Annotated in this window: 11 protein-coding genes; 8 read left to right on the top strand and 3 right to left on the bottom strand. The window is 45.0% G+C overall.

Features of this window, described 5'->3' with window-relative positions; all coding sequences use genetic code 11:
• Positions 1 to 66: 66 nt before the first annotated feature.
• The 3 genes from BM090_RS06645 to BM090_RS06635 form a co-directional block, all read right to left on the bottom strand.
• Complete coding sequence (locus BM090_RS06645; RefSeq protein ID WP_091509655.1) at positions 67 to 786, bottom strand: pyridoxine 5'-phosphate synthase; 720 nt, start codon at positions 784 to 786, stop codon at positions 67 to 69.
• 130 nt (positions 787 to 916) lie between these two features.
• Positions 917 to 2,179, bottom strand: a complete 1,263-nt coding sequence (locus BM090_RS06640; protein WP_091509652.1) for an arginine deiminase — start codon at positions 2,177 to 2,179, stop codon at positions 917 to 919.
• Positions 2,180 to 2,327: 148 nt separating this feature from the next.
• Positions 2,328 to 3,869, bottom strand: coding sequence for a YifB family Mg chelatase-like AAA ATPase (locus BM090_RS06635; RefSeq protein WP_091509648.1), 1,542 nt, complete (start codon positions 3,867 to 3,869; stop codon positions 2,328 to 2,330).
• A 247-nt stretch (positions 3,870 to 4,116) separates the two neighbouring features.
• On the opposite strand from BM090_RS06635, the gene BM090_RS06630 reads away from it, so the two are divergent.
• The 8 genes from BM090_RS06630 to BM090_RS06595 all read left to right on the top strand — a co-directional run bounded on the left by BM090_RS06630 (position 4,117) and on the right by BM090_RS06595 (position 12,082).
• The gene (locus tag BM090_RS06630; RefSeq protein ID WP_091509645.1) at positions 4,117 to 4,416 is read left to right on the top strand and encodes a YtxH domain-containing protein; all 300 of its coding nucleotides are present in this window, start codon (positions 4,117 to 4,119) and stop codon (positions 4,414 to 4,416) included.
• A 58-nt stretch (positions 4,417 to 4,474) separates the two neighbouring features.
• Entirely contained in the window at positions 4,475 to 4,975 is a 501-nt protein-coding gene (locus BM090_RS06625; protein WP_091509641.1) for a DUF1573 domain-containing protein, read from the top strand.
• A gap of 99 nt (positions 4,976 to 5,074) precedes the next feature.
• A complete protein-coding gene (yajC, locus tag BM090_RS06620; RefSeq protein WP_091509638.1) occupies positions 5,075 to 5,386 on the top strand; it encodes a preprotein translocase subunit YajC in 312 nt (103 codons plus the stop codon).
• Between the two features lie 78 nt (positions 5,387 to 5,464).
• Positions 5,465 to 6,094 (top strand): CdaR family protein, encoded by a 630-nt coding sequence (locus BM090_RS06615; RefSeq protein WP_143083897.1) that lies wholly within the window; start codon positions 5,465 to 5,467, stop codon positions 6,092 to 6,094.
• A gap of 31 nt (positions 6,095 to 6,125) precedes the next feature.
• Entirely contained in the window at positions 6,126 to 7,292 is a 1,167-nt protein-coding gene (locus BM090_RS06610; RefSeq protein ID WP_091509633.1) for a 5-(carboxyamino)imidazole ribonucleotide synthase, read from the top strand.
• A gap of 88 nt (positions 7,293 to 7,380) precedes the next feature.
• A complete protein-coding gene (locus BM090_RS06605) occupies positions 7,381 to 9,525 on the top strand; it encodes a protein-disulfide reductase DsbD family protein (RefSeq protein ID WP_091509630.1) in 2,145 nt (714 codons plus the stop codon).
• 478 nt (positions 9,526 to 10,003) lie between these two features.
• Entirely contained in the window at positions 10,004 to 10,615 is a 612-nt protein-coding gene (locus BM090_RS06600) for an FMN-binding negative transcriptional regulator (RefSeq protein ID WP_091509627.1), read from the top strand.
• 207 nt (positions 10,616 to 10,822) lie between these two features.
• Complete coding sequence (locus tag BM090_RS06595) at positions 10,823 to 12,082, top strand: porin (RefSeq protein WP_177199854.1); 1,260 nt, start codon at positions 10,823 to 10,825, stop codon at positions 12,080 to 12,082.
• Positions 12,083 to 12,093 lie beyond the last annotated feature (11 nt).

The raw sequence follows: 12,093 nt of genomic DNA, 5'->3' as shown, positions 1-12,093 counted from the left end.
TGCTTTTATCAGATAAAACAATAAAAAGGCTTCTGTTGGTTAGCAGAAGCCTTTTTTTATGCAAAATTATTCTTGTTCCAATTGTCTGCGGTAAAGCCGAACCGTATTTTCCAGTCCCAAATACAGCGCGTCGCAAATGAGTGCGTGCCCAATCGACACTTCGTCCAGATGCGGAACATTGCGCTGAAAATAGGCCAAATTATGCAAATCAAGGTCGTGGCCAGCGTTGATGCCCAAGCCTAACGAGTGGCCAAGTGCCGCACAACTCGCATACGGCGCAACGGCTTCGGCAGGATTATGCAAAAAACCTTGTGCGTAAGGCTCTGTGTAAAGTTCTACGCGGTCTGTGCCTGTGCGCACCGCCGCTTCAATCATTTCTTCTTCCGCATTCACAAAAATAGACGTGCGCACGCCATAACTTTTCAGTTCGGCAATGATGTCGGCCAATTGCTGTTGGTGCGCTATCGTGTCCCAACCCGTGTTGGACGTAATCGCGTCGGGCGGGTCTGGCACGAGTGTCGCTTGTGCAGGGCGCACCTGCTTAATCAAGGCCATATAACGCGCATCGGGATAACCTTCGATGTTAAATTCGGTACGCACCACTTCGGCCAACGCCAACACATCCGCGTAACGGATATGACGCTCATCAGGGCGCGGATGAACCGTAATACCTTGTGCACCAAAACGTTCACAATCTTTGGCGACTTGTATTAGGTCTGGGTTATTACCACCACGCGCGTTGCGCAACGTAGCGATTTTGTTAATATTTACGCTTAATCGGGTCATGGGCTTAGTGCAGCATAAAGGCAAAGCCTATTAGTTGGTTTTGTATTTAAAATAAAAAAGTGCGCCGCGCAGTTCGACTGTGTCAGCGGCGCACAGAGAGATTGTATTGAGTAATCTCAAAAAAAGACTTTTAATAACGTCCCGAAAGACTCGGAGTCCAGTGGAAATCTTGGCGGTCAAGAGCCATCGTCATACAACGAGGACCACCCAAGCCGCGCGAAAGTTCCGACGACGGGATTTGTAACACTTCTACACCCGCTTCGCGTAAAGCTCTGTTCGTGTATTTGTTACGGTTATAAGAAATTACGCGACGAGGCCCGATAGCAAACACGTTTGCACCATCAAACCACTGTTCGCGCGAGGCGTATTCAGGGTTTCCGTTGCCTGTCTCGATGATTTCCAAATAATCAATTTCGTTACGAAGCGTTGAGAGCAACGACTCTTTCAAAACTTCCGTCGAAAGAATCACATTGCCGTTTTCGTCCACGCCTTCTTTGCGGTGTACGCGCGTTTCCAACACGTTTTGCAAAGCGTCTGGGTAAGTTACCACCAAGTTTTCATCAATAATAGTAAAAACAGTATCCAAGTGCATGAAGTTGCGCTTTTTAGGCAATAACACTTCGTACACGCGCTCCACTTTACCATTTTTTAGCACTTGTTTGGCCACTTCCATAATCGCTTCCGAGTCGGTGCGCTCTGAGTTGCCGATGGCTAATGCCTTGTCCGTCAGTACAATAATATCGCCACCTTCAATACACGGAAAAGTTCCGTCTGGTCTTTGCTGCGTATGTTCGTTTGGATAAATGATTTTAGCATTTTCCTTGAAAAGTGGGTGATTTTCGTAAATCATGCGCAAAGCCAACGTTTCGCGGCGGCGTGCTGGGTGTTTCATTTGACACGAAATCACGCCGTTTTGGATAACAGCTGCCGCATCGCGCATGAAATAAAAATTCGGATTCGGAGAGATAACAAACTCATTATCAGACATTTCATCCAACGAACGATGATTCATGCGGCGTTTTAGTTCGCGTACTTTTACGCCAGCCAATAGCGCATTGGCACATTCTGCCGTAGAAAAACGAACGATAATATCTTCGGCTAAGTGTTGGAGTTTTGCATCAGAAAGCGCGATTTTGAAGGCGTTGAGCAAAAGCGCATCGTCTATCAAAACCTCAATCAATAATTCATGCAAACGATACACCGTCGCGCCTGTCGCGCCTTTGATGAGGCTGCGGAACTCGTCGTGTTCGCGTTGCATAATTTCCAGATATGGCATATCCTCAAACAAAAACTCATGCACATTATAAGGCGTTAGGCGGTCGATTTCCCTACCTGGGCGGTGCATTAGCACGGCTTTGAGTGTTCCAAACTCTGAATTTAATCTTAAGTTCATAAAATATAATTTATGTTGGCTAATATGGTATTATTATGGTGTATTGCTAATAGTTTTCTCCAAATACATCAGATTGGCGGCAAGTTGGCAAAATATTCCCAAATCTTGCCAATCAGTATTGTTTTTATTGATAAACAACTTGTTGGCTTTAGCCTGCCCAGTTGTCGCGGTCGAGGCTGCGGTATTGAATGGCTTCGGCCAAGTGTTCTATTTTGATTTCGGGACTGGCGGCAAGGTCGGCAATCGTGCGCGAAACCTTCAAAATGCGGTCGTAGGCGCGCGCCGAAAGCCCCAAACGTTCCATGGCGGTTTTGAGCAAAGTTTTTCCTGCCGTCGAAATTTCACAAACGTCTTTCACCATTTGCGAAGGCATCATGGCGTTGCAATGAATTTCTTTAAAATCCTTGAACCTTTCTATCTGAATTTCACGGGCTTTAATGACGCGTTCGCGAATTTGCTCGCTGCTTTCTGTGCGCTTGTTGGCCGTCATGGCATCAAAATTCACGGGCGTAACTTCCACGTGCAAATCTATGCGGTCGAGCAACGGGCCACTTACTTTACTCAAATATCTTTGCACGGTTTGCGGCGAACAAACGCATTCTTTTTCGGGGTGATTGTAATATCCACACGGGCACGGATTCATGCTGGCAATAAGCATAAAATTTGTCGGGAAATCCACTGAAAGCCTTGCACGCGAAATAGTTACGTGTCGGTCTTCGAGCGGTTGGCGCATTACTTCCAGCACCGTGCGTTTAAATTCGGGCAACTCGTCCAGAAACAAAACGCCATTGTGCGCCAACGAAATTTCACCAGGTTGGGGCACTGCTCCACCGCCCACCAAAGCCACATCGCTAATGGTATGGTGCGGCGCACGAAACGGACGCGTCGAGATAAGCGAAGCCATTTTGCCCAACTTGCCCGCCACCGAATGAATTTTGGTGGTTTCTAAGGCTTCTTGCAGCGTGAGCGGCGGCAAAATAGACGGCAAACGCTTGGCCAACATGGTTTTACCTGCTCCAGGCGGGCCAATCATAATGACGTTGTGGCCACCTGCGGCGGCAATTTCCAGCGCACGTTTAATATTTTCTTGGCCTTGTACGTGCGCAAAATCTGCTTCGTAGGCGTTGAGGGTACTAAAAAATATGTCTCTGGTGTCGCGAACTAACGGCTCAACAAGATTTCGGCCTTCAAAAAATTCGATGGCTTCGGTCATGGTTTCCACGCCGATAACGTCCAAATTGTTCACGATGGCAGCTTCTTCGGCATTGGCCGCAGGCAACACAATACCTTTAAAACCTTGTTTGCGGGCTTCGATGGCAATCGGCAACGCGCCTTTGATGGGGCGCAACGTGCCATCCAGAGCCAATTCGCCCATGATAATGTATTGTTCAAGAGGCAGTTTGGGAAGCAGTTGTTCGGAAGCGGCCAGCACGCCCAGCGCGATGGGCAAATCGTAGGCCGAACCTTCTTTGCGTATGTCGGCGGGAGCTAAATTCACGACTGTTTTTTGGCGCGGCATCATAAAACCCGCGTGTTTGATGGCCGATTCCACACGCTGTTCGCTTTCTTTGACGGCACTGTCGGGCAGCCCCACCATAAAAAATTTAGTTCCTTGCCCCACGTTTACCTCAATGGTAATGGTGTAGGCATTTACGCCAAAAACGGCACTTCCAAATGTTTTGGCCAGCATAATGTCTTGTGTTAAGAATTTTAAGAGTGATATTTCCTAAATTTGCAAGGTAGAAAAAACTTTCTGTTGGAAGCAAATTTATAGATGATTTTGGGGAAATGGCATTGAGTCTATATTTTTCATTAAGAAAATTATTACTTAAACACAAAACGACTCTATATTTTTGGCTTTTTTCAGGCCGTTTTCAAAAAATAACTTTAACTTTCGGGCTTAATTCTGCCAAATTTGCAGCAAAACTATCAAACTCATGAATAAAAATAGCAAAACCTTATTAGTGTTCTTGGCTGGCGTTGCGGCTGGCGCGGCATTGGGTGTTCTTTATGCCCCAGACGAAGGAAAGAATACACGCCAAAAATTGAGTTTCCAACTCGACAAATACCGCGAAAAATTATTAGAGCTTCTCAAAAATTTGCGCACGCAAGAAGAGTTGCCAGTAAATGCGGCAAAGTCTGAGAGTCAGCGTGTTATTTCGGATACGAAAATTCAAGCCGAAAAACTTTTGAATGACGTGGAGTCTTTGATAGACCAAATCAAAGTGAAAAAATAATTTCGGTAATTGACTTTATTGTTTACTCTCAATCACCTCATAAATTCTCAATAACACAATGAAAAGAACTATTTATCGCTATTGGGCAATAGCTCTTTTGGTCGCGGCGGGCAGCTTTACGGCTTGCCAAAGCGAAAAAAAACAAGATGATGTTTCGGCTAAAGAGTTGATTACCAACCCAAACACAGCCAACAACGAATCTGGAACAATTGATGTGGACGCGCCAGCACTCACTTTCGATGAGTTGGAATACGACTTTGGCAAAGTAACAGATGGCGAGGTGGTCATACATCGTTTTCGTTTCAAAAACACGGGCAAAGCTCCGTTGGTAATCCAAAACGCGCAGGCTTCATGTGGCTGTACCGTTCCGCAATGGCCTTCTGAGCCTATCGCGCCAAACGATACGGCTTCTATTTACGTGGAGTTTAACAGTGCCAACCGCATCGGCCAACAAGACAAACACGTAACCATTACGGCCAACACCAACCCGAATACGACGATGTTGCGTTTGAAAGGCGAAGTACTTCCGATTTTGGAAAAAGGCCCAATCAAAGAATAATCCTTTTGGTTTATAAAACTGATTTATAACAACTTACAGGCGCGATGATGATAAACGCCGTTCTGTTTTTTTCATCAAAAAATTATTTATCAACAATATATGAATCTGCAATTTATTTTAGCGCAAGCCCAACAAGGCGGCAGTTTGGTACAAACGCTTATCCTGTTCGGTCTGATGGGTATCGTGTTTTATTTTTTCATGTTCCGCCCGCAACAGAAAAAATCGAAAGAACAAAAAGACTTTTTGGCAAGTTTGCAAAAAGGAGCTGACGTTGTAACGATTGGCGGTTTGCACGGCAAAGTGGCCAGCGTAGAAGAAACTTCCGTGACGATAGAAGTGGACAAAGGCGTGAAACTCAAATTTGAGAAATCGGCTATTTCGGTAGAATCTTCTAAACGCACTAAAGTCTAATTGCTTGTGAATTACGCTGTTATCATAGCAAGACGAATTTTTAAAGCCTTTTTTCTCAAAAAAAGAGACGAATGGAAAGTGGCAGTCATTTGTGTAATAGTGGCTGCCACTATTTGGTTTTTGCAGGCCATGAACCGCAAATTTACGACGCGCCTACGCCAACCAATCCAAATTTCTTATGACTCTACTAAAATGAAACCACTCAGCTCATTGCCTCGTTACGTGGAAATAAACGCAACGGGTGTGGGTTGGAATTTGCTCCGAAGAAATTTAAGAGTGGCTGATTTACAGCCTATTGCCGTGCGTGTGGCTACGCCCAACGCGCATTATTTGCTTGGCACGCAGCTTTTGCCGCTCATCGCCGAGCAGGTGCAAGACGTAAAAACCGATTTTGTGATTACCGATACGTTGCGTTTGGCTTTTGAGCCCATCATTACACGCGCAATTCCTGTGGTGTTGGACACGGCGCATCTACGCATTGATTCTTGTTTTAATATCCGAAAAATACAGCTTTCGCCAGCCAAAGTAGAAGTAACTGGCGGACGCAGTGCCGTTAATTCGTTGCCTTCGCAAATTATCGTAACGATGGCCGACTCGGTTCGGGAGGAAGATTTTATCCAAAATTTGCCTATCAATTGCCCCGACGATTTGGGCGTAACCATTTACCCAACCCAAGTGAAGGTCGAGATTATTTTGAAAAAGCCTTAATCAAAAACTTCATATATTTTTTTTTGTAAAAATGTCAGAATCAATCATTTACCCGTTCCGTTTGGGATTGCTCGGCGGCGGCCAATTGGGGCGTATGCTGCTGCCCGAAGCCTCCAAACTCGCCATAGACGTACACATACTCGACCCCGACGCCAACGCACCTTGTCGGCCATTTTGTAGCCAATTCGTGCAAGGTTCGATTACAGATTTTGACACGGTTTATCAGTTTGGCAAAGACAAAAATCTCATCACCGTCGAGATTGAAAACGTAAACGTGGAAGCTCTCGCGCAGTTGCAAGCCGAAGGCGTGGCTGTTTATCCGCAGCCGCAAGTACTGGCACTGATTCAGGACAAGAGATTACAGAAACAATTTTATCAGGAAAATAACATTCCAACTGCGCCGTTCGTACTCACCGACACGCAACAGGATTTGCACGCGCACACGCATTTGTTGCCAGCCGTGCATAAACTCGGCAAAGCAGGCTACGACGGTAGAGGCGTGCAAAAACTCCAACACGCCGACGAGCTACACAAAGGCTTTGACAGCCCGTCAGTGCTGGAACAACTCATTGATTTTGAGCAAGAAATATCGGTTATCGTGGCACGAAATACACGCGGCGAAATCGCATTGTTTCCGCCCGTAGCGCAGGTGTTAGACCCTGTGTATAACTTGGTGGATTACTTGATTGCGCCCGCCGAGCTGCCCGAAACCATTGCCGCCGAAGCCAATCGCATCGCTACCGAAATCATCACGCGGCTGGACATGGTCGGGATTTTGGCCGTAGAACTTTTTGTAACCAAAGACGGAAAAGTGCTTGTCAATGAAGTTGCGCCACGCCCACACAACAGCGGCCATCACACCATTGAGGCCAACGTAACTTCACAATTTGAACAGCATTTACGCGCTATTTTAGGTTTGCCGTTGGGCGCAACCGACACGCTGCAAGCGGCGGCCATGCTCAACATTTTGGGCGAAGCTGGCCACAGTGGGAATGTGGCGTACAAAGGTTTGGATAAAGTGTTGGGAATGAAAGGTGTGTATGTGCATTTGTACGGAAAAGCCACCACCAAACCGCAACGCAAAATGGGGCATATCACCGTAACGGCCACCGCCGAAAGCCCTAATCCGCAAGAAGATTTACAACAAAAAATACAAACACTCAAAGGCCTGTTACGCGTGGAAGCCGCAAATCTTTAAACCTTGTGGGTGATAATACGGAACAGATTGTATAAAATAGATGTTGGGGTAGTACAATTGCCTTTTCATTTTTAATACTCAAAATTTCATGAAAAAATATGCAATCGCCCTTTTGGGCTTACTCTTTTTACTACAAACAACTTACGCACAGTTAGTTACGCCAAGCAAATGGACGTTTGAACTTTCAGAAAAACACCCAAGCGTTGGCCAAGAAATTGACCTTATTTTTAGGGTAAAAATTGACCAAAATTGGTATTTGTATTCCTCGGACTTTGACCCGAATTTGGGGCCAATCGTGGCATCTTTTACCTACACCGACAACGGCACGTTTCAGCCTATCGGCAAAGTGAAACCCGTTGGTGCAAAGAAAAAGCACGACGAAATTTGGGGTGGCGAAGTGCGTTATTTCACCAAATCCGCAGAGTTTCGCCAACGCATCAAAATCCTGAAAACCAAAGCCACCATTGCGGGCAGTTACGATGGGCAAGTTTGTAGCGACAAAGACGGCCAATGCGTACCTGTGAGCGGGCCTTTCAGTTTGGAGGTAGAAGCCACCGAATCCAAAGTCAGCACCGCCAAAACGCCAGCCGTTGCCCCTAAAAAAGAAGCGGTTGCAACCGAAAAAATTACGCCTGCACCAAGCGCGACCACCGTCCCCGACGACATCGCCGCAGACACGGACAAGGTAGCCAAAGACAGCGTTACGGCAAAAGTAGCCTCACCAAAAACAGATTCGGTGAGCACAGCTGCCGCGCCAGAAGCCAGCGCAAAAACACCTACAACACCCACACAAACAGACGCTTATGCGGATTATTCGTTGTGGCGTTTCATGTTAGAAGCCTTCTTGTTTGGGCTGTTCGGGTTGCTTACGCCTTGCGTGTTTCCACTTATCCCGATGACGGTGAGTTTCTTCACCAAACGAGCAGGCACACGCGCACAAGGCATTCAAAAGGCTTTGTTTTATGGATTTTCGATTGTGTTTATTTATACTGTAGTCGGTACGTTGGTGGCACGCCTCAACGGCCCCGAATTTGCTAACTTTTTGAGTACACACTGGATTCCGAACCTATTGTTTTTCGTCATTTTCATTGTGTTTGGCATTTCGTTTTTGGGTGCTTTCGAAATTACGTTGCCCAGCAGTTTGGTAAACAAAGCCGACGCACAAGCCGACAAAGGCGGCTATTACGGCGTATTTTTCATGGCCTTAACGCTGGCGTTGGTGTCGTTTTCTTGTACGGGGCCGATTGTGGGTTCTATCCTGATTCAGTCGTTTGGCGGCGCGATTCTCAAACCGATTGCGGGCATGTTTGCCTTTTCGATGGCCTTCGCCATTCCGTTTACGTTGTTTGCGATTTTCCCTTCTTGGCTCAATAATTTACCAAAATCGGGCGGCTGGCTCAATTCCGTAAAAGTAGTGTTAGGTTTGTTGGAATTGGCTTTGGCTCTCAAATTTTTGACTACCGCCGATCAAGCCTACCACTGGGATTTGTTGAGCCGCGAGGCATTTTTAGCGATTTGGGTGGTACTTTTCGCGATGATTGGTTTTTATCTATTGGGTAAAATTCAGCTTTCGCACGACTCGCCGATGCAATATGTTTCTGTGCCACGCCTGCTCATGTCGATTGCTTCTTTTGCCTTTACTGTGTATTTGATTTATGGGCTTTTGGGCAATCCGTTGCCATTGTTGGCGGGCTATTTGCCACCAGCCAAACACAAAGCAGTAGCCAGTACGGGCACGCAACCAGCCAGCCAGTTATGCGACACACCCAAATACACCGACATTCTGCATTTCCCGCACGGGCTGCAAGGTTATTTTGACTATGACCAAGCCATTGCTTGCGCCAAACAACAAAACAAACCGATTTTCATTGACTTTACGGGACACGGCTGCGCCAATTGCCGCAAAATGGAAGAAAATGTTTGGGCTGACCCCGAAGTGTTGAGCCGCTTACAAAACAACTACGTGATGTTGGCTTTGTACGTGGACGACAAAACAGAATTGCCAGAAAATCAGTGGATTACGTCCAAATACGATGGCGAAGTAAAAAAGACTATCGGCAAGAAAAATTTTGATTTTCAGCTTTCGCGCTTCAATGCCAACGCGCAACCGTTTTATGTGTTGCTTTCGCCCGACGGTGAGAAAATTATTGAACCGAAAGCCTACGATTTGGATGTGAACCGCTTCAAAGCCTTTTTGGATGAAGGCGTAGCCCAATTCAAAGCCAAAAAATAATTAGTTACTATAACCAATATCCTATTCCCAGTCTTTACAGTCGAAGGCTGGGAATTTTTATTTATCAAGCAACCTCTTTGTTTACCCAATTAACCCGTGTTAAATTAAAAGTTACTCGTTCTAACTTAAAAATTACTCGTGTAAACTTAAAAGTTATTCGTTCTAACTTAAGAATTACCCGTGCTAACTTAAAAGTTATTCATTTTAAATTAAAAACTACCCGTGCTAACTTAAAAGTTATTCGTTTTAAATTAAAAACTACCCGTGCTAACTTAAAAGTTATTCGTTCTAACTTAAGAATTACCCGTGTGAAATTAAAAGTTATTCGTTTTAAATTAAAAACAGGTTGGTTGTTTGCGGTTTTATCCAAAGAAAAAATCAATGGCCTAAGCCTTAAACATTTTCTTCCTATTCATTATGTATCCATATTCTCCCCTATTTTGCTTGATTTGAAAGAAAATAAAACCTTATTCAGCTTATGTACATTCCCAAATCTGACCGCATCAACGACACCGCCGAAACTGTCGCGTTTATGCAGCGTTTTCATTTTGCCACACTCGTTACAACACAAAATAGTGTGCCTGTGGCTACACATTTGCCCTTTGTGGTGCAAGAAAATGACGGCGAAGTAACGTTGATTTCGCATTTGGCCACCGCCAACGAACAAGTACAACAACTTGAAAATGAGCAAGTATTGGTCATTTTCAGTCAACCGCATGCCTACATTTCGCCTTCGCTTTACGAAAAAGAATTGAATGTGCCAACGTGGGATTATGTGGCCGTTCATGCCTACGGAACAGGCCAACTCATCCGCGAACCCGACCAAGTGCGGCAGCTACTGGAAACAACCATTTGTTGTTTTGAAGCCGAGTATTTTCAGCAATGGGAAAAGTTGCCCGAAAAATATAAAAGCGGCCTAATGCGCGACATGATTGGGTTGAAAATCAGGGTTACGGAGCTGCAAGGCAAAAAGAAATTGAGCCAAAACAAAACCCGAAGCGAACGCGAAAATATCATGCGCAGCCTGTCGGGAAGCCCCGACCCCAACACCCAACTGGTGGCTGAGTATATGCGAGGCATGCAAAAATAGTCGTTTGGCGGAGGAATGTTTAGGTTATTCCTCCTCAAAAATTGTGCATCTTAAGCTAATTTTTATTTTTGCATCGCCATTACCAAAGCCCTGAAACAATGACACTTACAGGCAAATTTATAAAAGAAAAATACCAATCCCTATAACCCATTATTGTAGTTATTTTCGATGCAAACTTTTTTCAACTCAAAAAGGCGACTAGCACTAGTGGCCTTACAGTGTTTTTCTTTTGTTGGTTTTGCCCAAAATCAACCCCACACAAACGACAGTATCAGTAAAAAAGACCTTGATGTTTATATTCAGAAACGAGTAGAGGAATTACTTGCCACGCGACAAAGCACGGAAAAAGCAGTAACCGAAAAAAAATGGTACGAAGTTATTGGGGTACGCGGGTACATTCAGACACGATACAATCGACTATTGGAAACCAATGATGCATTAGGTTGCGAACAATGCGACAAATCGTGGGGCAGAAATGGTGGTTTTTTTATCCGACGGGCGCGTATTGTATTTTCGGGGCAAATCTCGCCTACTGTTTTCTTTTCGCTACAGCCCGACTTTGCCTCTTCCGTTTTTTCGGACAAAGTCAATTTTTTGCAGCTCCGCGATGCTTACATGGATATTGGTCTGGAAAAAACGAATCAGTTTAGGGTGCGAATTGGTCAATCAAAAATTCCGTTTGGATTCGAGAATTTGCAATCGTCTCAAAATCGGCTACCACTCGACCGCAACGACGGGCTGAACAGTGCGGCTCTAAATGAAAGAGATTTAGGCGTATTTTTTTATTGGGCATCTACGAAGCAGCGCAAACTATTTTCCTTTTTGGCCAATGCTCGCCTAAAAGGCAGTGGCGATTATGGCGTTTTTGCGTTTGGTGTATATAATGGCCAAAATGGAAACATGCCCGAATTGAACGACAAACTTTACGCGGTTGCGCGGCTGACGTGGCCATTTAAGATAAAAGAACAAATCTTTGAAACATCGGTACAAGCCTATAGCGGTAAATACGTTATTCCGCAAGTAAGTACGGGAGTAAGCACTACAAATAATAATTCTTATCGAGACCAACGTCTTGCTGGCAGCTTCATTATGTATGCTCAACCATTTGGTTTTCAGGCAGAATACAGTATTGGCAATGGCCCTACTTTTGATAAAAACACCCTTTCTATTCGGAATAAGAAGCAATCTGGCGGTTATGTACAAACTATGTACCGCTTAGATTTTGGAAAACACATACTGTTTCCGTTTGCCCGCTATTCTTATTTTGATGGTGGTAAAAAATACGAATTGGATGCCCGCAGTTATCAGGTAAATGATATAGATATTGGGCTGGAATGGCAGCCTTACAAACAATTTGAATTGGTGGCCATGTACGCGATTTCCAAACGCCGTTATGAGGATTTTAGCAAGCAAAACAACCTTCAGCAAGGCCGTTTGCTTCGGCTACAAGCCCAACTCAATTTTTAATTCACTGCAAA

The organism is Flexibacter flexilis DSM 6793, from assembly GCF_900112255.1.
Taxonomy (GTDB): domain Bacteria; phylum Bacteroidota; class Bacteroidia; order Cytophagales; family Flexibacteraceae; genus Flexibacter; species Flexibacter flexilis.
The sequence above is the reverse complement of the archived record's forward strand: the minus strand, read 5'-3'. Positions and strand labels throughout refer to the sequence as shown.